A 21196-nucleotide genomic window follows, 5' to 3' on the forward strand; every position below is an offset into this window, starting at 1 on the left:
ACACTTTTACGCCCTCTATACATTCTGCCTCGTCTATGTCATTGACTGTCATACCCTTGGCGTAGGAACCCGGGTATCCGCCGGATGCAATGACGACGCAGAGCGCAAAGCCATCGGAAACACCGACATGCGTGCCGGACACATTCCCCCTGGCGCACGCAAGAAGTATTTCCGCCAGATCGCCGTCGAGGAGCGGCAGAACCGCCTGGGTTTCGGGGTCGCCGAACCGGCAGTTGAACTCAACCACTTTCGGGCCGTCGGAGGTCGCCATGATCCCGGCATACAGGAGACCTTTGTAGGGTACTCCTTCGCGGGCCATACCGTCGAGAGTCGGCTGGAGTATCTCGCGTTCGATCCTGTCCATGAGCGGTTTCGAGACGAGGGGAGCGGGAGCATACGCACCCATACCGCCGGTATTCGGTCCCGTATCGCCGTCGAAAACGCGTTTGTGGTCCTGCGATGAAACGAGCAGCTTGTATGTCGATCCATCGCACAAAGCGAATATGGAAGCTTCCTCGCCCGTCATGTTTTCCTCGATAACGACCGTATGACCGGATTCGCCGAACGCATCATCGAGCATCATGGTCTTTAGTATCTTCTGCGCCTCAGCGGGATTTGCAGCATATACGGCGCCCTTTCCGGCGGCAAGGCCGCTCGCCTTTATCCACATGTCTCCGCCGAGAGAAACTGCATATGCCGATGCTTTCCCGAAATCGGTAAAACTACCAAATTCGGCTGTCGGGATGCCGCAGGAACGCATGATCCGTTTCGAAAACGCCTTGGAACCCTCGATTTGAGCCGCCCCGAAAGAGGGGCCGAACACTGCAATGCCCGCCTCTTCGAGAAGATCGGTTATACCCATGCACAGGGGAATCTCGGGACCGACCACGACAAGATCGATTTTCTCGCCGAGGGCAAACTTGCCGATGCCCGACAGGTCGTCCGCCTTTATTTTCACGCATCGGGCGTACTCCGAGATGCCGGGATTTCCGGGAGCTGCATATATCGCAGCAGCGGCAGGGCTCTGAGCAAGCTTCCAGACGAGCGCATGTTCGCGGCCCCCGCTTCCCACGACGAGAATTTTCATGGCGTCCCCTTTCTTTATTTCTTTATCAGTCCGATCTCGCGCAAAAAGGCGTCCTTGTTACGCCAGTCCTCGCGTATCTTGACACGAAGATCGAGAAAAACGTCCTTTCCGAGGAACGATTCTATCCCGTGACGGGCTTTGGAACCTATGTCCTTGATCGTAGAACCATTCTTACCAATAATAATAGGTTTTTGCGATTTTTTTTCAACCAAAATCGAGGCATGGATGACCACTTTCGGCTTTTTTTCTTCAAAACTGTCGATTATCACAGCGCTCGAGTATGGAATCTCCTGCTTCATGGTCAGAAAAATCGCTTCACGGATAAGCTCGGATACAAAAAAACGTTCGGGCGCATCGGAAATCACATCACCGGGATAAAGCGCGGGGCTTTGCGGAAGCTTCGCAAGGATTACAGAGAGGAGTTCCTCCGTTCCATCGCCGTCAATGGCCGAAACCGGAACAATTTCGCAACCGGGGAAGAGTTGTGATGTTTCGTGGATAATTTCGAGGAGCGAGGCTTTTTTTACGAGGTCGATTTTATTGAGGGCGACAACAGCACGAGATGCATCGATTTTTGCTGCAAATTCCTCAAACTCCGAATGGAACGGTCCTTTAAAAGCGGACACATCGGCAATAACCAGAATCACATCCGATTCCTCGACGGCGCGAGTGATGAAAGAGGCCATCACTTCCTGCATTTTATACCTGGGTTTGAGGATTCCCGGCGTATCGACAAATATAATCTGGTAGTCGTTTGTTGTCAGAATGGATGTAACATTAACCCTCGTAGTCTGAGGCTTGTTGGAGACAATCGATACTTTTTCCTTCATATAACGATTCAGAAGTGTCGATTTTCCCGCATTCGGCAGTCCGGCAATCGCAACAAAACCGCAAACGTGCGCTTTACTGGTATTTGCCGAATCAGTGTCCACAGTCATATTCCCTATCCGTTCTCAGCCGGTTGCAAACTGTTATGATATACCTGAATGGTTAGAAACGAACAGTCATGGAAATGCGGTGCGTGCTGTCCAGGTCTTCGTGCGAAAGGAAAGCATAATCCAGTGAGGATGATGAAATGAGCGGCAGCCTCAGCAATCCGAGCCCGAATGTACCGCTGCTCTCGGAAGCTCCCGCCCTGAAGGCAATATAATCGTTGATGAGGTATTCCATGCCGAAATGCATGGTCTGAATTCCCTTGATCTCCGGTGAATCGCCGAAGAAAAGCATCGATGCGGAGAGCAGATACTTCCCTCCGAAAAAGGGCAGGACATCCTTGTAAACGACTCCGGCGTCCATAGTCGGGGAGATACGGTCATCGGCGTGACCATCCCACGCTATGGTTGTGCCGGTTATATCCCGCAGGTTGATACCGGAAATCCAGTGCTCGTTCAGGGCGTACCTTGCACCGAGGTCGATCCCGTAGCCGAACGCTGTATCCTGGCCGACCGATCGCCGGATCACCTTCACCGAAGCGCCGACGCCGAGATTATTGGAGAATTTCTTAGCCGCCGACAGGTAAAGCGCATAGTCAGCAGCATCCTCGTGTGATGCAATTTCGACACGGTTCGAATCCCCGGGTGCTTTTGACGGGTCCCAGACACGGGTATATTTTATGTCCCCGACGCCGAGATAAAGAAGGGTTACCCCGATATATTCCGTCCCGGAAAGCGGCGCCGCGACTGAGACTGAGTTATAATTCTCGAGACCGCCGAACTGCTCGGAGTGCATGAGGTTGGCCTCTTTCGAGTTCAGCAGGACAAGCGATGCGGGATTGTAGTACGATGCAGTGGCGTCGGAAACAGAAGCGACCGCGGCATTCCCCATGCCGAGAAGACGGGCGCCCGAACCGAGCGTGAGGAAATCCCCGGCGAAATTATCCGTACCGAGGGCTGTCCGCGCCTGAAGGCATCCGAAAACAAGCAGAGCAGCGACCACATTTGTAAAAAATGTCCGTTTATTGTTCATATATCAGGATTCTCCCGCAAGCAGTATTTGAATATCCATTACATTCGTCCCGGTCGGCCCGGTCATGACGAGACCGTCGACAGCCTTGAGATAGTTATATGAGTCATTGTTTTCGAGATATGCATTGACATCGAGTCCCTTTTCATCGCCGCGCCGTATCGAGCTGCCGTCAACCATTCCTCCGGCTGCATCGGTGGGACCGTCGGTTCCATCCGTTCCCGCACTGAGAAAAACGAAATTATCCATTCCCGCGAGACAGCGGGCGACAGTGAGCGCCATCTCCTGGTTACGGCCTCCTTTGCCATTGCCCCTGACCGTAACCGTGGTCTCTCCGCCCGTAATGATGCAGGCGGGCGGCTGCAGAGGATTCCCGGATGTATGTATCTCAGACGCCACCGACGAGTAAAAGGTTCCCGCACATGATGCCTCTCCTGCGAGTGTCGTGGTGAGCACGAGGGTGTTGAATCCGAGCGATTCGGCGCGTTTACGGGCCGCTTCCACCGACATGCGGTTATTTCCGATAAGTGTGTTGACAACCGGAGCGAGGAGCGGATCGCCCGCTTTCGCCGTTTCGGGGATTGTCCCCTGAACACCGTTCAGAAAACGGGTTCGGACGCTTGCGGGAAGTTCGTTCATAATCCCCAGACGGGTACATATGCCGACACAGTCGCCGAATGTGCTTGTGTCGCCGATGCCGGGGCCTGAAGCGATAACATCGAGAGGATCGCCGATTACATCGGAAAGAATCAGAAGATGAAGCCGGGCCGGGAAAGCAAGCCGCGCCATTCCCCCGCCCTTGAGACGCGAGAGATGTTTCCGGACAGCGTTCAATTCGCCGATCGAGGCGCCCGCCCTGAGGAGAAGGCCGGTTACCTCCTGTTTTTCGCCGAGCGTTATTCCTTCCGCAGGCGCAGGCATGAGCGCCGAACCGCCGCCGGAAAGCAGGCATATGACGAGCGTATGCTCATCGGCTTCTTTATCGAGTATTTCCAGAATCTGTCGTGTACCGTAGATTCCACGTTCGTCCGGAACGGGATGTCCGCACTCATGAACCGTGATACGGTCGAGGGAAACCCCATGACCGTCCTTGGTATTGATCCAGCCGCCGGTAATCCGGTCGCCGAGCACTGTTTCCAGCGCCTCTCCCATCCGCGCGGACGCTTTACCGCCGCCGATGACATACACCTTCGTGTAACGGTCGGAAGGATACCGCTCACCTGCTACAACGATTGAGCAGTCCTCGACCCGGACTGCGTTCTGTACTCCGCGGAACGGGTCTGCGGCTCTGACCGCTTCAGAGAAAATATCGAGGGCCGCCGATTTTAAATCCACTGACTGCCTTTGCATGCGCTATCGAGGTAACCGACGAAATTTCTATTACGGATTTTCGTGCTTTTTCTCACTCTGTCCCTTTGTCTCTTTGTCCCTCTGCCCCTGTTTTTCAAACCTTCAGGTCAACCGAGATATGGGCGCTCATCTTTTCCGATTCAAGGACAGGATCGACCTCGCCCGCAATAAAATCGTCCACCTGCTGCGGAGCTCTTCCAACATAGAGCCCGGGCTCCATGAGAGCCTCGAGGTCGTTATCGCCGAGATTAAACAGGCCGGAATTCCTGATCCGCGAGAGAAGATCATTGTTCGTGCCCTCTGTCTTGATACGGTTTCCGGCTTCCTGGGCAAGCCGTCTGAGCTCTTCATGGAGCGCCTGACGGTCTCCGCCGCGTTTTACCGCCTCCATGAGGATATTTTCTGTGGCGATAAACGGGAGTTCCTCCATGATTCGTTTCCGTATGACAGCAGGATAAACCACCAGTCCGGTGGTTACATTGATCGCAATCCGCAGGACGGCGTCGGTTCCGAGAAACATCTGCGGAACGGAAAGCCGCTTGTTTGCCGAATCATCGAGCGTCCGCTCGAACCACTGCGTCGCCGCGGTGAAAGCCGGGCTCGATTCGAGCGACATGACAAAACGGGCAATGGATGCGATACGCTCGGAACGCATTGGATTCCGCTTGTAGGGCATCGCGGACGAGCCGACCTGTGACGATTCGAAGGGCTCTTCGATCTCGCGGAGATGTGCAAGAAGCCGCAGGTCATTGGACATTTTGGTGAGAGACTGGCATATCGCCGACAGAAGCGATGCGATACGGGCATCCACTTTCCGCGTGTAGGTCTGGCCAGTGATGGTGAAAACCCTGGAGAAGCCGAACGCTTCGCTCACCATTTCGTCGAGTTTTCTGACCTTCTCGTGATCGCCATCGAAGAGGCTCAGAAACGAAGCCTGTGTGCCGGTCGTGCCCTTGACACCTCTGAAACGGAGCGTTGACATGACATGGAGGAGATCATGATAATCGAGCACGATATCCTGAAGCCAGAGGCAGGCACGTTTGCCGACCGTCGTAAGCTGCGCCGGCTGAAAATGGGTGAAACCGAGTGTCGGCATATCACGATACCGCAGGGCGAAATCACGAAGATTTCTCATCACGCTGACAAGCTCGCCGCGTATAATCCCGAGCGCGTCACGCATCTGGATCAGATCGGTATTATCGCCGACAAACGCGGAAGTGGCGCCGAGATGAATAATGGGTTTCGCAGTGGGACACACCTCGCCGAATGCATGAATATGCGCCATGACATCATGCCTGAAACGTTTTTCGTATTCTCCGGCCGCATCGAAATTCAGATCGTCGATATGTGCTTCCATTTCCCCGATCTGAGTATCGGTGACAGGAAGGCCGAGTTCTTTCTGAGCCCGGGCGAGCTCGCACCAGAGCCGTCGCCATGTCGTGAATTTCATCCTGTCGGAAAAAACGTACTTCATCTCGGAAGAGGCGTAGCGGGTCACAAGGGGATTTTCATATACATCGCGTGGGTCGGCATCCATCAGAATAACCTGACCTTGAATTGCATGTCTTTCGTGTATTTACCGGGATTGCGTTTGAAATCCGTCACGAACGAGTCGATATTGGCGTTGGTCCGCCGCAGTTCTTCGTACAGATCATCGGACTTTATAAAACGGGCAAGCGAACCTTCGTCCGATTCGAAGTATGTCGAAACCGTGTCAATCACTGCCGCCAGCGTATTCAAGTTATCGAGAGTTTTGTTAATTTTTACGGCTGTATTTTGAAAACTGTCGAGCGCTTCCGTAAGTTTTGCATCGTTTTTATTGAGGAATGTCCGCATATCGTTCGATACATCGTTCAGGTTATTGATCGTCTGATTGAGCGGCTTTTTATTTTCACGGCCTACCTCCTCGTAAACGAGGAAAACCTGCTGCATCCGATCGAGCGTCTCCTGAAATGCCCGGCTCAGCTGTACGATATCGAGGTCTTTATCAAACTTGTCTTCGAGAAGGCTCAGTTTGCGCATCACGTCATTGGCGGAGTCGGTAAGCTCGGTCATGCTCACGGCATCCGTGCCTATGTATACTTTACCGGGAACGAGCGGCTTGTCCGATGTTCCGGGAGTAATAACAAGCATTTTATCACCCATCAGACCGACATCTTTAATCTCGAAAATACTGTCATCGGTCAGGTCCACCCGTTTAGTGATGAAGAGCTGAATTTCAGCCTTCATGTCTTTGGAAAGAGCGATACCGCTTACTTCCCCGATTTTAATACCGGACATTACAATGGGATCGCCGCCGGAAATGCCTTTACCGTTTGTAAAAACAACCGAAAAACGGAGTTTGGGAGTCGCCGGATTGAATTCCTTGACCCAGAGAACACCGCCAACAAGCATTAATAGCGCAATGATCGTCGTGATTCCGACCTTGATTTTAGTAGAATAAGATGATCCCATACCTGTATCCAGTGTTTAAAGTCGAGCCATGACATCCACATTTTCATGATCGGGAAGATCCCTGAAATCGAGATCGACCCCCTCATCCCTCAGCGCCTTGAGATAAAATTCATCGACCTCGTCAACAAAAATATAATCGATGACTTCTCTTTTCCCCCTCGATGAATGCATACCACCGACATTGAGCTTCGAAATCTTCGCTCCATTTTTAACAGCGTGGTAAGCATCGTGCGGAGACTCGAAAAGTACATACGAGGATCGTGCATCATTATTCAGTTCATTGATAACCTTTGGGGCGTCTGCCACCGTGACAATCCTGCCGGTTATGCAGTATGGCAGGGATGCAAGACAGAGTTCGCATTCCCATTCCGAACCGCAAACTTTATCCGATACGACAAGAATCATCTCGGGAGCAAGTGTTTTTCCCCATCCTTCGGTAACCTGACCATGAATAAGCCTGTCATCAACACGGGCCAAAACGACGGGCATAAATCCTCCGCATACTATTCATAATAATACAAAATTTTACTTCACAATGCAACTTATTCGCTTTGAATTGCACGTTTTCCGTCATTTTCCAGCATAACGGGCAGCTCATCGAGCGTGGTACTGTTCCGTTTATGTATGAATGAGAGAAGCATGGGTAAATTGAAACCCGTTACAATACGGGCATTCTGAGCTTTCGCCATTTTTGCAGCCCGCCAGCACGATCCGCCGTAAACATCGACAAAAACCACAATACCCTCGTCACAGTTCCGTTCACATGCCTTCCTCACATGATCAGCCAGCTCATCAGTCGATAAGCCATCGTTCGAAATCGAGGAAATATCCGCGATTGAACCAGAAATGGATTCAATGGCATGGAGAACAGCCTTTCCGAAATCACGATGTCCTACAATCAAACCCTTAATCATTGCTCAATTCTTTTTTTTCATTCTCTTTTATTTTTTCGAGCTGACGGTTCGCGAGCTCTTTTGCCGCATTATATCCCCTCATTTTCAGGAGGTGATTGAGCGCAATCGATTCAACGATGACAGCAATGTATTTCCCGGGATAAATCGGTATTTCAACTTTGGGAATATCGATATCGAGAATAGTGGTGATATTCTCATCAAGCCCCGTTCTGTTCATCGTTTTCGTTTCATCCCAGTCGACAAGCTGTACCTCGACTTCAATCCTTTTCTGAATCCGTGTTGCCCGTATGCCGAACATCTGCTGAACATCGACAATACCGACACCGCGGATTTCAATGAGCGACCGGGTCAGCTCGTTTCCGGTCCCCACGATTATTCCGCGTGATTTTCTGACAATATTAACGATGTCATCCGCCACAAGCCTGTGACCCCGTTCGATAAGGTCGAGGGCAACTTCGCTCTTCCCTATTCCGGGTCTCCCCGTGAAAAGCAGTCCCATGCCGTACACATCGACCAGGGTACTGTGAAGAGCGACAGAAGGAGCAAAAATATCCTCGATATAGTAACTGAAAAGATGAACGAACTGTGTCGTTGACAGAGCGGAAAGCAGCAGAGGAATCCTTTGGCGCTCACAAAGGGAGGCGATTTCGGAAAATGGCCTCCGTCCGTTGGTAAACAATATACAGGGAAGATCAAACTGACAGATGATTTCAAAGGCATCGAGCTGGCTTTCGGGGGGTATCGTATTGAGATACAACAGTTCGGTATTGCCGATAAGCTGAATCCTGTTATAGGTAAAAAGATCGATAAAACCAGTCAAAGCCAGACCCGGGCGGTTAAGCTCAGGTGTAACGATGACGTTATCAAGACCCGATTCGCCCGCAATAAGGGTAAGCGCGAGGCGGTCTTTATTCTGCTCGAAAAAATCACCAACACTAATGGTCTTCACCATAGAACCCCACAATTACTCAGTAATATCCGGTTCGGTTATATCTTCAACCGGAGGAAGCGCATGCGAACCGGGCGCCCGGTGATCAACCACTTTGCTCTTCAGTTTCTGTAACTGACGTTTCGCTTTATCAACAGCGGTGTCAAACGCTTTATTCTGGTTGAAATCTTCATGCGCCGCCGTTATGGTCAGGCCGGGCACACGGATGGAAACTTCCACCTTTATCGATGAATTCTTTTTGTCAATGGTAACGTCGCTATCTATGATATGGGAATGAAATCTTGAAAGCTTAAGAATCTGGTCCGTTATGGAATCTTTGAAATTCTGATCGCATTCTTCATGTCTGCATGTAATAGTAACATCGAAATCATAGGTTTTAACCATAATCATCTCCACTTCCGTTTGCCGTGCGGTTTTTTAACAAATTTTACACCCGATATATAACGACGATCTCATATTCAATTTCAGCAAAAACAGGTAATCAGCAAAATTCTTCCACCGAAAGAATTCTACAAGGGAATCATCAGTATCGTCAGCATGATTATATGGGATTGTATCAGAGATCTGTCCCGGCGCGACAGTACAAGAATTCTCCTGTCTGTCAGCCCGGAACGGCATTTCGTGCTTTGACTTGGTAAATAGCATAAAAGGTGAAAAAAGGCTCGTAAAGTCAGGGATATATACCTCTTCTGCAGGTTTTCAGACATCATTCGCACTGTGGTTCTTTACAGCGTTTACCGTATTCTCGAGCTCTGCTGCCTCTATGCCTTTCGCAACCGGGGCATATTCACATACAGTAACAAAACTGAAACTCAACTCATATAAAAATAACAAAAAAAGCTAATATAATCAACAGATTTTTCCTGCTATCGATGCGGGGTGACACAGTCACGTAATTTCCGCCGTAAGATCCGCGATTATTTCATCCGACACAAGGGCGCCTCTCGTTGTGAACCGTATACGGTCGCTGCCTGATTCTTCAAGAAATCCCGCCGCAACGAACTCATGTATTTTTTTCCTGAATATCGGCGTCCTGTCATGCAATGCGGATATCACCGCTCCCGGCGATATGCCATCACGTGTCCGTAGGCCAAGCATCACCGATTCGAGCATCCGTTTTTCTTCGTCGAGCTCTTCAGCTCCCGCCCCAGGGTCTTCCATGGATAAACACCGTTCGCAGTATGTCCCGGGATCCGTCATATTCCACCACCGCATAGAACCGTCAAACGAATGCGCGGATGCCCCGACTCCGAGATACGGCGAAAAATCCCAGTATCCGCGATTGTGGAGGCATTCAAAACCGGGAAGCGAAAAGTTCGATATCTCGTATCGATTAAAACCTTGACGCTCAAACAGATCAACCATTTTACAATACATTTCCGCTGTTGCTGCAGACCCCGGTATTCTGATTTTACGCGACCGCATCCTTTTAAAATACGGAGTATCCTCTTCCAGACTCAGGCTGTAACAGGATATATGGTGCGGCTGAAGCTCCACGGCACTGTTCAGCGTTTCTTTCCACCGCGCCATCGTCTGGCCCGGAACCCCGAACATAAGATCGACCGAGATATTCGCGAAGCCTGCCTGACGGGCCATATGAACGGCATCACGGGCCTGCTGCGCCGAGTGAATACGGCCGAGAGCGGCAAGGATACCATCATCGAAAGACTGTACCCCGATACTGATGCGATTCACACCAAGCTCAAGGATTCCGTCAAGCCATTGACGGTCGAGCGATTCCGGATTGGCTTCAATGGTGCATTCCACGGCCTGAAGCGGCAGAAAACGCTCCATAATCGTCCTGATGCAGGAAACCGGCACGATGGACGGGGTTCCTCCGCCGATATATACCGTACGCGGCAGCCCGTCGAATACTCCCGTACACCGCATCGTCAACTCGCGAGCAACAGCCTCCGCATACGGCTTTACCAGGGACCCGGCATCGACGATGCTGGTAAAACCGCAGTACGGGCATTTACTCCTGCAGAAGGGAATATGAATGTAGAGACCGTACGCCATCGGACATGATCACCCGGAGGTTACACTGCGTCAGAAGTTATTATAGCTTTCAGGAATAGATGCCAAAACATGTTCGGCATGACATCATTCGATGTCACCGTTCATTCGCCGGAGCACTGTTTGATGGCGGAATTTATCGGATCAGGTTGAAAAAACGTTTCCATCTGATATGATGAAATATGTCATAGAGGGGAACATCCCTGTTCCAGCTCCAATAGAGGAGAACAGCCTTCCCCTTGATGTTTTCGACGGGTACGGTTCCCCAGTACCGCGAATCATTGGAATTATCACGGTTATCGCCCATAACAAAAACCGTTCCGGGAGGAACCGTCTGCCCCTGCAGATTGTCGCGGGGTCCAAGGCTGGCCGGGTATATCGTATGATCGACGATTTTTGCGTGTCTGGGCAAATTCTGCTCGACACCGTCAATATATACCTTTTTATTTCGTATTTCGATTGTCTGTCCACCGACCGCCATACACCGTTTTATAAAGTCTTTCGAAGGGTCTTCCGGATATTTGAAAACGATAACATCTCCGGGGCGCGGATCGCGGATTTTAAAAAACTGTTTACCGGTAAAGGGTATCCGGGTGCCATAAAGAAATTTGACGGCAACGAGCTGGTCGCCGACAAGGAGTGTATCCTCCATCGAGCTGGAGGGTATCTTGAAAGGCTGCACGATAAACGTTCTTATGATCACAGCGAGAATAAACGCTATAAGAATAGGCTCGATCCAGTCCTTACGGAATTTTGCGAAACCGCTCTGGTGTTTGCGGATGTTTGGAGAGGCCACATCTCCTCCAGTGAAGGGATAACTACTTTATTTTTGTGATAAGTCTGTTCCAGCGTACTTTTTTGATGATGTTGTAGAAAGGAATATCCGGGTCCCAGCTCCAGTAAAGAAACAGGGCTTTCCCCTTCACATTTTCCATGGGTAAAAATCCCCAGAACCGTGAATCATTTGAGTCGTCGCGATTATCACCCATCATGAACAGCGAACCCTCAGGCACAGTGACAGGCCCCATATTGTCACGGGTGGTGAAATTTCCGGGCAGCACACGCGGATCGATGTATTTCCCTTTCGGCGGCAGCTCAAAAAGAACATTATCGACATACACTTTTTTATCACGTACTTCAACACTCTGCCCGCCGACAGCTACGCAGCGTTTTATGAGGTCTTTTTTAGGTTCGGACGGCGATTTGAATATGATTATATCGTTCTGTCTGGGTTTTTTGAATCTCAGAAACCGTATGTCGGTAAAGGGAATCCTTGTGCCATAAATGAATTTCGATGCAAAAAGATAATCCCCGACCAGGAGGGTATCTTCCATCGAGCCCGATGGAATCTTGAAGTTCTGGAAGAAAAATGTCTTGAAAATGAACACAAGCACGAACGCAATGACAACGGGTTCTATCCATTCCTTACGGAATTTCGTGAAACCGCTGTATTGTACTTTCTTTTTTTCCTTTTCCTTTTCTTTCACCGTATACCACCATTACATGAAGTGTTTTTCATTTATACAAGACTTTTGACTGAATTATTCATTAAAAAGTTTCAGCGGTTGATGAAAAAGCCGCTTTTTCACATGCCCGCTTATGAAATATTGTTGTCTGTTCGCTGTTAAAGACGTGTAAAACAATACTTTGCGCCGAATCTTGACAGTTCATAACTTCGCAAACAGTGTTTATTCACCACACTTTTTTTAATTTTCCGTTTTAAGCACGGCGAGAAACGCTTCCTGGGGGATTCTCACCCGGCCAACGCTTTTCATGCGCTTTTTGCCTTCCTTTTGTTTTTCCAGGAGTTTCCTCTTTCTCGTTATATCCCCGCCATAACATTTTGCCGTTACATTTTTCCTGAGCGGTTTGATGCTCGTTCGCGCAATTATCCGCGACCCGATCGCCGCCTGAATAGCCACCTGAAACATCTGCCGGGGTATCAGCTCCTTGAGCTTTGAGGCCAGCTCGCGACCCACCGGTTCGGCCTTGCTCCGGTGAATAATCGTCGAAAGAGCATCGACCGGCTCGCCGTTTATGAGAATATCGAGCCTGACCACATCGCCTTCCCTGTACTCATGGAACTCATAATCAAAGGAAGCATACCCCCGTGTGACGCTTTTCATGCGGTCATAAAATTCATATACAATTTCAGCGAGCGGAAGCTCATACACCATATTCACCCGTGTCGGATCAAGATACTCAGTCCGTACATGGATACCGCGCCGCTCCTGTGTGAGCTTCATGATTGTGCCGATATATTCGTTCGGAGTCACGATCTGCGTTCTCAGTATGGGCTCTTCGATTGTCCTGATCCTCGCGACATCGGGAAATCGCGCGGGATTGTTGATGAACTCAGATTCGCCGTCCGTGTAGATAATATGATAAACAACCGATGGCAGCGTATTGATGATATCGAGGCCGTATTGCCTGTCCAGGCGCTCCTGAACAATTTCCATATGGAGCATGCCGAGGAAACCGCACCGGAAACCGAATCCGAGCGATACCGAAGTGTCGGGTTCATAGGTTATTGCGGAGTCATTAAGACAGAGACGCTCGAGGGCATCCTTGAGATCGTTGTAATGGTCGGGATTTTCCGGGTACATACCGCTGAACACCATCGGCTTGGGCTCCTTGTATCCCGGAAGCGGCTGATCCGCCCGTCTCCCGGCATGGGTGACGGTATCGCCGACCTTTATTTCATGGACATTTTTGATGCCGCATATGAGGTATCCTGCCTCGCCGGTCCGAAGCTCCTCGACAGGGATTCTTCCATGCTGCAATATTCCAATCTCGAGGACTTCCCATTCGCTCCCGGTGCCGAACATGTAAACCCTGTCGCCTTTCCGGAGCGTCCCGTCAAAAATACGGATGGACGCCACAGCGCCGCGGTATATATCGTAATCCGAGTTGAAAATGAGCGCCCTGAGCGGGGCATCCGAATCGCCGGACGGCGGGGGAATCTTTTCGATGATGGCATCGAGGAGTTCATCGACACCGGCGCCGGTCTTTGCGGAGCACCGGTGGATACTGCCATCTTCTATTTCCATCAATTCCATTATCTGGGCGATTGTGGAATCTATTTCAGCCTGGGGGAGATCGACTTTATTTGCGACGGGAATTATGGTGAGATCGGAATCCATGGCAAGCCAGAAGTTCGATATGGTCTGCGCCTCGATTCCCTGGCTTGCATCGACGAGCAAAAGCGCTCCTTCGCAGGCGGCAAGACTGCGCGAAACCTCATACGAAAAATCAACGTGCCCGGGAGTATCGATCAGATTGAGAATATACTTCTCGCCGTTTTTTGCATATATATACTCCATCCTGATGGCATGGCTTCTGATGGTGATCCCGCGCTCGCGCTCGAGGTCCATGTCATCGAGCACCTGTTCCTTCATGTCTTTTGACGATATGGTATGGCACTGTTCGATAAGACGGTCGGCAAGCGTGGACTTCCCGTGATCAATGTGAGCGATGATGCAGAAATTTCGTATATTCGTGGTTTTTATGGACATACTCTTACCTGATAAGTTTTACTTTAGCTAAATAAAATAAAGAAATTAATCATGAAAGTCAATTTCTATTACACAGTGGCAACCCGCCATTTTTTCATAAACACATTTAATGCAATACTTTTAATAAGATACTTTCCTTTGCGCGCCCAAAGGAAAGCATCTAAAGGAAAAAGCGCCCGTGAAAAGCCGTTTTCCCCGTTCACTGCTCTTTTTTCAGGAATGTGTGAACTCACGAGCCTTCGGCTCGTTCGAACAGCACCCGTTCTTTTTCCGAAAAACGGTTGTGACCGAGGGGCTTTTCAACGTGGCTAAAACTTACCAGTTTCGTAGTTCTATATTCTATTTATAATCAATGTGTTACAACACAATCAGTATGGATTTAAGGAGTCGCCAGTTATTACACACTGGCAATGCTCGAGTTTCGATGCTGTTTATTATAAGACGTGCGACACACAAAAAAAGCCGACCTTTAATGGAAGGCCGGCTTTTTTATGTACATCATTATTGTCCGTTTTTACATCTTCGGCGGATATTGCAAACCTTTCATATTCGTATGGATCTTGTAGATTTTGTTGTAGCATGCAGCATACAGGGTCTGCATATCATCCCCGCCGAAACAGCAGCTCACCGGCATGATCGGGAAATTGATTATCCCGATCACCTGAGCTGTCTGCGGGCAGACAATCTGGATACCGATCTGCGTGGCAACGTATACATGACCGGCTTCATCGATAGTCATACCGTCCGCGCTCGTGGACCGTCCCTTTCTGTCGAGGACATCGGGAGTAAGAGCCAGTTCCGCAAACTTGCGGCCGTTGGCAAGGGTACCGTCCTCATTGACATCATAGGCCCAGAGCCAGTTATCCTTGTCGCTGTCGACATTCCACCATGTTTCGTTGTCATAGGTATTGTTGACATAGAGGATCTTGCCATCCGGGCTCAGAACAACACCGTTCGGCATGGCGAATTCGTTCGGTTCGATAACCCTGATGAGTTCTCCGTTCGGCTTGCGGTAATAGACACAGCGGCCGGGCTGAACGCGCTCATCGGGGATAAACTGCGGATCGGTGAAATAGAGCCCGCCTTTTGCATCGGCGACGATGTCGTTCGGACCGTCGAGACGTTTGCCGTTATACATGCTCGCCAGAGTTCTCAGAACCTGTCCCTTGGTGTTCATTTCGATCACACGATGACCGAACATGTCGCATACGGCGAGATTACCGTTTCCAAACGGCATGGTTCCGTTCGTCTGCATCTTGCCGGATGTAATATACCGGTATGTTCCATCGGGATCCATCTCGACGAGTGCGCTCTTCTTGGGATCGCCGGACCAGTCGGTCGCAAAAAACATGCTCGACACATACAGCTTTCCGTTCATCCACTTGGGGCCTTCGGTGAAGGTCAATCCGGGCTTCGTTGTGGCGCCATCGATGACAAGCTCGACCTTGGCGTCTTCAGGAACGATGGAACGGTAAGCATCATACCGTTTTTTCATGTTGTCGGTGTAATCTTTACGGACAGGCCAGAAAACATCGAGAACATCGCAGCCTAATTCGCTGTTCGTTCCGCCATGAACCATACCCGCGGGAAGCAGCAGGACATCGCCCTTCTCCATACGTTTCACACCATCGAGGATAATTTCATCGATAGCGCCGCGAAGAACGATCATAACCTGTTCTTCGGGATGGTTGTGCTGCGGGAAGAACGAGCCGGGATCCATTCTCAGGAAGCTCAGCTGGGCGCCACCCGTGTTGATGAGTCGGGAATTTGCGCCTTTGACAAGCTCTGTGAACTGAATATCATAGTAATCATATACTTTATCAGGTTGCACGGAAGGAGGAATAGAATAGTTCTCGGCAGGAAGGCTTGCGGGAATATTCTGAGCGCCTGCTTTTTGCAGATAATCGAGGCGGATCGGCCAATAGACTTCGAGAATTTCAGCGCCGTCAGCTCCTGCCTTGACAGCGTTTTCAGCGCCTTTTTTAAGGTAAACGAAATCCATCCGGGGCTCGATACCATTCGTACCGTTTATCGGTGTCCGTTCGATTGCGATCATGGTAACATTGGCGCCGCCAACCAGCTGTTCGACCGAGCCTTTGCAGACCATCATGACGCGCTCGCCGGCAAGGGTTTCCTTCGGAATTTCTGCACCGGGATCGAGCGTCATCCAGTTGATGAGAACATTTTTACCCCAATACATCTTGGCTTTTGCGCCCGGAGCAATTTCAACTACCGGAAGCGCATCGAGTTTTGTAACCACACCGGGCTCAAGATTCGAAACAATTTTTGTGTCCGGAACATCAGGCCGCGGAGTAAACGTAAGATTGTGTTGTTTCATGACCTGGTCATTAACAGCCTTCCACGCCGGCTGCTTGGAACAGCCCAGGGCAAATACGAGAGAGACTATTAAAGCAGCGGTCAGCACTAATTTCACATAACTTCCAGCATTTCTTGAGGTTGCCATTTCCTCCTCCTTATACACAGTTAACGGTTACAGGATACATACATAATAGTACGTATATATCGCACATTTTGTTTTTTTTTGCAAGTGATATTGTAATAAAATTGGCGATATCCCACTATTTCCGCACATCTTTTATATGATACTTCCTTTGCACGCCCAAAGGAAAGTATCAAAATATTACAATGCATTCAGGTGTAATTATTAAAAAGAGAACTGAAACATGAATTAGAGGAGAGAAGTCTGAGAACCATACGCTTCAGCGCTCAGAAAACACCTTGAATCACCCGCACATCCGCCGTATATTAACCTTATGAATAACAATCACACACACCTGCCCGACAGGATCGCTTTCATCGCGGATGCGCACCTCGGTATTTCCGAGGACAGCCCCGGACGAGCCGAAACACTGGCTTCGTTTCTTCGCTGGCTGAACGGCAAGGTTTCCCACCTTTACATAGTCGGGGACCTGTTCGATTTCTGGTTCGAATACCGGCATGTCGTCCCGAATACGGCGCCGAGGGTAGTATTCGAGCTCTACAATCTTGTGCGGTCAGGTGTTATCGTGACCCTCTTTGCGGGTAATCATGACTACTGGCTCGGTACATATATGGAGAAAAGTGTCGGAGTAACCATCGTATCGGACGAGGCTTCAGTCGAGCATCAGGGGCACCGGCTTTTCATTCATCACGGGGACGGGCTCTATCCCGATGACCACGGATACCGCTTTCTGAAAAAAATCCTCCGCAACAGGGCCGCGATTTTCCTCTACGGTCTCCTCCACCCCGATCTGGCATATAACATCGCCCACCTGTTCTCGAAAACTTCGCGCAACTACCTTGCTCCACCCCCGGGCAGGGACGAGCTCTATGCGGGCCTTTTCCGCGAAATCGCCGACAGACGCCTCAAAGAGGGCTATGACGCCGTCGTATACGGTCACTGTCATGTCCCGCTCGTCGAACGGCGCGGAAACGGCACACTCGTTCTCCTCGGCGACTGGATTACTCATAATACGTACGTTTTTCTCGAAAACGGGGAGTTCACGCTCAATACCTGGAACATCAACACGGAGAATACCCATGGCTGAACTGTTTCATTTGTCCCTGAAAAAGAAGGATATCCTCGAACGTGTCGGCGATATCTCACAGATATGCGACGCCCGGAAAAAAGTCTACACGGACGGCAAAAGCACCGGTGTCGAGATCATCGATGTCACTACCGGCTCGGGTCTTGCATTCAGCGTTCTCCCTTCGAGGGGACTCGATATCTCGGCAGCATCGTTCAAAAGCGAGCCCATAGCATGGAAATCCGCCACCGGCGAGGTATCGCCCGCTTTTTACGAACCGGAAGGGTACGGCTGGCTCAGAGGCTTTTTCGGCGGGCTTCTCACCACATGCGGCATGACCTATTCATCACACCCGTGTGAGGATGACGGCGAACAGCTCGGGCTCCACGGGCGTGTATCGAATATTCCCGCCGAGGACGTGAACATCCACAAAACATGGGAAAAGGACGATTATCATCTCACTGTTTCCGGCATTGTACGCGAAACAAAGGTTTTCGGCCACAAGCTCGTTTTGTCACGCACGATCAGGACGTCACTCGGATCGTCGAGCCTTATCATCGAGGATGTTGTGGAAAACACCGGGTTCTCCGAAAGCCCCCTCATGATGCTCTACCATGTCAACATCGGCTGGCCGGTATTATCCGAGCATTCACGCCTCGTCTCCCCTACCGCGGGAGTCAGACCCGCCGATGACGAAGCACGGCGCGAGATAGATCAGTGGAGCACATTTCTTCCGCCTCAGGATGCATACAGGGAGCGGGTGTATTTCCACAATCTGACTGCCGACGCACAAGGAAGGATAAACCTTGCGCTCGTCAACGAATCCCGTGCGCGGGGAGTCTATCTCTCCTTTCTCAAGGAGGATTTTCCACACTTCGTTCAGTGGAAAATGATGGGAAAAGGAGAATATGTGGTCGGTATCGAGCCGGGAAACATCACCGGGAACCGCGCCCAGATGCGGAAAGACGGTTCGCTCGAATTCATCAAACCGGGCGCACGGCGTTCGTTCACGCTCGAGATCGGTGTTCTCGACGGGAACGATTCAATCAAATCGTTTACGGAAACAATTCTCAATCCGGCCTGTTCATAAAATTTAATAGAACACGGATTTTCGCGGATTGAGCGGATATACACGGATTTTTTCCTTTGTGGTTAAATATTTTCAGATAAACCCGGGACAAAAAAACAGCACCCAGGTAATTAATCGAAACATCACCAATTTTATGCTGTAAGGAACAGATAAAATGAATTTGAAAAGAATGGAATTGGGCAGCACGGGCATTGAGGTCAGCGAGCTGTGTTTCGGTACCCTCGTTTTAGGTACGCTTCAGGCAAACCTCGAACCGGAGACGGGAGCGCTGGCAGTCCGCCGCGCGTTCGAAATGGGAGTCAACTTCATCGACACGGCAAAAGGGTATAAGACCTATGCACATACCCGGCTTGGTGTCGAAGGTTTCGATGATGTCGTCATCGCATCGAAGTCGCCGGTCGCCGGAAGAAAAGAAATGCGCGAGGATGTTGAGGCATGTCTCCGCGAACTGGGGCGCGAGGTAATCGATATATTTCATCTTCACCTGGTCAGATCGAAGGAACATATGCGCGAGAAGGAGGGCGCGCTCGACGCCCTCGTAAGATGCCGTGAGGCGGGTTTGATCCGCGCGGTCGGCCTTACGGCGCACGGGCCTGAGGGAATGCTCTGCGCGCTCGATTACGATGAAATCGAGATAGCGATGCCGATTTTGAACCAGAAAGGCCTCGGAATTTTAGGCGGAACGAGTGAAGATATGCTCGATGCAATCAGGAAGGTTCATGCAACGGGCCGCGGGATTTATGACATGAAACCGCTCGGCGGCGGGCATCTGATCGCTGATATTCCCGGGGCGATCGGATATCTCCAGGACCTTAACCTGTTCCATTCGATCGCGGTGGGTCTGAAAACGCCGGAGGAAGTTGAAATCATGGCCGGAGTGTTCGAGCGCGATCCCGAAGCTGTCGAACGGGCGTATGCCATGGGGCGAGACCGCGCACGTAAAAAACATCTCCATGTCTATGATTTTCTCTGCAAGAAGTGCGGAAAATGCGTCGATGCCTGCGCACAGGGGGCAATGTCTATCGGTGAAAAGAGCGCCAAAGCAGACCCCGACCTCTGCATTCTCTGCGGGTACTGCGCGGCGGCATGTCCCCAGTTCGCGATCAGGGTGATTTAGGAGAGATTGTTCATGAAATAATTAACCACTAAGACACAAAGACACAAATTTAGATAACATATTATTTACACTATTATTAGCAATCTCGCTTCCGATAGTATCTGATCTCCCCTGCCTGCGGCATCCCACCTTTTTTAAGGGGGAACGACTTGGGTGGCACTTTCATCCCCCTTTCTTTTATAAGGGAGATGCAGAGAAGCCGAGGGGGGTCAATCTTACTGGATAGCAGGAAATAAAATCCGCGTAAACCCGCGATCTATTAATTTTTTTATCGACACACCGGTCAGGTCAGAAAAACCGGAGCGGCGCGTCCTTGACGCTGTATACGTGAACCCCCATATGAGCTCGTTCGAGAGTACGGTAATCGTTGATTTTTCTGACATCGTCTCCATCTATTTCATAGAGGGCGATACGTTCGATGTCGTTCTGCCCCATGCCGCGCTCATTGGCGATCCGCAGGAACGGCAGCTCGCGCGGGTCTTGACCCATAAGCCATGCGGCAACCGAATCGCACTCGACCATCGACCGTGAAATGGTGATGAAATTGTTTAGATGAAGCTCTCCGGCGCCATCCACACCGACAATTCCTTCGACAAGGCTCACATACGGGTGGACATTCGAGGCAATATCCATCATCCGCTGACCCCACTGCTCTCCCCAGAACACCTTGTAATCGGGATCGAATTCCCCCTTTTTGAATGCATCCCAGCCGCCGGCGTCAAAATACGCCTTCGAGAACCCGCCCTCGTCCCAGTATTTGTAGCCCATTCCGGCATGTTTTACGTACAGGCTTTCTACCTGCCGCTGGTAGTCAGGATTGAACACTTTTTTGTGAGGCTGGAGTTTTATCCCATCGCTGAGGTCTTTCCATGGACGGCAGATGTGCATGTAGCCGACCGGCATGATCCCCTGGAGATTCTTCAGGGTAAGCGTCGTGAAACCGAGTTGGTGAATACGATCCTTTGCCATGTTTATGAACGTCGTATCCTTCTCGGTCACAAGCCGGAACAGAGGAATCTTCACCATGACAACGCCTTCGGGATTATCCACCCATGAAATTTCCGAGGACTCGTAATCCTTCCATGAATCATATTTCCCCTCGGTGAAGCACACATCGCGGGCATCGAGGAGTTCGCATATTCCTGACTGCACGAAATCCTGGTGACTGGCGGCGCCGTTTGCACCGACGACAATGTTGGTGTTGTTCATTTCCCT

The 21196-nt window shown here is 50.5% G+C and carries 19 protein-coding genes; 3 read left to right on the top strand and 16 right to left on the bottom strand.

The window, feature by feature from the left end; all coding sequences use genetic code 11:
* The 15 genes from purD to LLG96_17140 form a co-directional block, all read right to left on the bottom strand.
* On the bottom strand, positions 1–1087 hold a 1087-nt coding region (gene purD / locus LLG96_17070), incomplete at its 3' end, for a phosphoribosylamine--glycine ligase (protein MCE5251917.1).
* 14 nt (positions 1088–1101) lie between these two features.
* Positions 1102–2025 carry a GTPase Era gene (era, locus tag LLG96_17075; protein ID MCE5251918.1) on the bottom strand — a complete coding sequence of 308 codons (924 nt, stop codon included), beginning with the start codon at positions 2023–2025 and terminating at the stop codon, positions 1102–1104.
* A 52-nt stretch (positions 2026–2077) separates the two neighbouring features.
* Positions 2078–3052 (bottom strand): hypothetical protein, encoded by a 975-nt coding sequence (locus LLG96_17080; protein ID MCE5251919.1) that lies wholly within the window; start codon positions 3050–3052, stop codon positions 2078–2080.
* Positions 3053–3055: 3 nt separating this feature from the next.
* Complete coding sequence (locus LLG96_17085; GenBank protein ID MCE5251920.1) at positions 3056–4384, bottom strand: glycerate kinase; 1329 nt, start codon at positions 4382–4384, stop codon at positions 3056–3058.
* Between the two features lie 109 nt (positions 4385–4493).
* Positions 4494–5936: an adenylosuccinate lyase gene (gene purB / locus LLG96_17090; protein ID MCE5251921.1), complete on the bottom strand. Its 1443-nt coding sequence runs from the start codon at positions 5934–5936 to the stop codon at positions 4494–4496.
* Positions 5936–6853, bottom strand: coding sequence for an MlaD family protein (locus tag LLG96_17095; protein ID MCE5251922.1), 918 nt, complete (start codon positions 6851–6853; stop codon positions 5936–5938). The genes purB and LLG96_17095 overlap by 1 nt, the downstream gene beginning before the upstream one ends.
* A gap of 15 nt (positions 6854–6868) precedes the next feature.
* Positions 6869–7342 (bottom strand): PTS sugar transporter subunit IIB, encoded by a 474-nt coding sequence (locus LLG96_17100; protein ID MCE5251923.1) that lies wholly within the window; start codon positions 7340–7342, stop codon positions 6869–6871.
* A gap of 53 nt (positions 7343–7395) precedes the next feature.
* Positions 7396–7755, bottom strand: coding sequence for a hypothetical protein (locus LLG96_17105; GenBank protein MCE5251924.1), 360 nt, complete (start codon positions 7753–7755; stop codon positions 7396–7398).
* A 4-nt stretch (positions 7756–7759) separates the two neighbouring features.
* Positions 7760–8719: an HPr(Ser) kinase/phosphatase gene (gene hprK, locus LLG96_17110; protein MCE5251925.1), complete on the bottom strand. Its 960-nt coding sequence runs from the start codon at positions 8717–8719 to the stop codon at positions 7760–7762.
* 12 nt (positions 8720–8731) lie between these two features.
* On the bottom strand, positions 8732–9100 hold the full coding sequence (gene raiA, locus LLG96_17115; protein ID MCE5251926.1) for a ribosome-associated translation inhibitor RaiA: 369 nt from the start codon (positions 9098–9100) through the stop codon (positions 8732–8734).
* Between the two features lie 504 nt (positions 9101–9604).
* The gene (hemW, locus tag LLG96_17120) at positions 9605–10735 is read right to left on the bottom strand and encodes a radical SAM family heme chaperone HemW (protein MCE5251927.1); all 1131 of its coding nucleotides are present in this window, start codon (positions 10733–10735) and stop codon (positions 9605–9607) included.
* Between the two features lie 133 nt (positions 10736–10868).
* Positions 10869–11528, bottom strand: a complete 660-nt coding sequence (gene lepB, locus LLG96_17125; protein MCE5251928.1) for a signal peptidase I — start codon at positions 11526–11528, stop codon at positions 10869–10871.
* Positions 11529–11550: 22 nt separating this feature from the next.
* On the bottom strand, positions 11551–12219 hold the full coding sequence (gene lepB, locus LLG96_17130) for a signal peptidase I (GenBank protein MCE5251929.1): 669 nt from the start codon (positions 12217–12219) through the stop codon (positions 11551–11553).
* Positions 12220–12438: 219 nt separating this feature from the next.
* On the bottom strand, positions 12439–14247 hold the full coding sequence (lepA, locus tag LLG96_17135; GenBank protein MCE5251930.1) for a translation elongation factor 4: 1809 nt from the start codon (positions 14245–14247) through the stop codon (positions 12439–12441).
* Positions 14248–14761: 514 nt separating this feature from the next.
* The gene (locus LLG96_17140; protein MCE5251931.1) at positions 14762–16711 is read right to left on the bottom strand and encodes an SMP-30/gluconolactonase/LRE family protein; all 1950 of its coding nucleotides are present in this window, start codon (positions 16709–16711) and stop codon (positions 14762–14764) included.
* A 310-nt stretch (positions 16712–17021) separates the two neighbouring features.
* Here LLG96_17140 and LLG96_17145 point away from each other — a divergent pair, with 310 nt between their 5' ends.
* The 3 genes from LLG96_17145 (at position 17022) to LLG96_17155 (ending at position 19981) form a co-directional block, all read left to right on the top strand.
* On the top strand, positions 17022–17795 hold the full coding sequence (locus LLG96_17145) for a UDP-2,3-diacylglucosamine diphosphatase (GenBank protein MCE5251932.1): 774 nt from the start codon (positions 17022–17024) through the stop codon (positions 17793–17795).
* Positions 17788–18864 (top strand): aldose 1-epimerase family protein, encoded by a 1077-nt coding sequence (locus LLG96_17150; protein MCE5251933.1) that lies wholly within the window; start codon positions 17788–17790, stop codon positions 18862–18864. The genes LLG96_17145 and LLG96_17150 overlap by 8 nt, the downstream gene beginning before the upstream one ends.
* Positions 18865–19018: 154 nt before the next feature.
* Positions 19019–19981 carry an aldo/keto reductase gene (locus tag LLG96_17155; protein ID MCE5251934.1) on the top strand — a complete coding sequence of 321 codons (963 nt, stop codon included), beginning with the start codon at positions 19019–19021 and terminating at the stop codon, positions 19979–19981.
* A 288-nt stretch (positions 19982–20269) separates the two neighbouring features.
* Here LLG96_17155 and LLG96_17160 read toward each other — a convergent pair.
* Positions 20270–21196 (bottom strand): DUF362 domain-containing protein (locus LLG96_17160; protein MCE5251935.1); only part of this gene is annotated, 927 nt, incomplete at its 5' end.

The organism is bacterium, from assembly GCA_021372535.1.
Lineage (GTDB): Bacteria > Latescibacterota > Latescibacteria > Latescibacterales > Latescibacteraceae > JAFGMP01.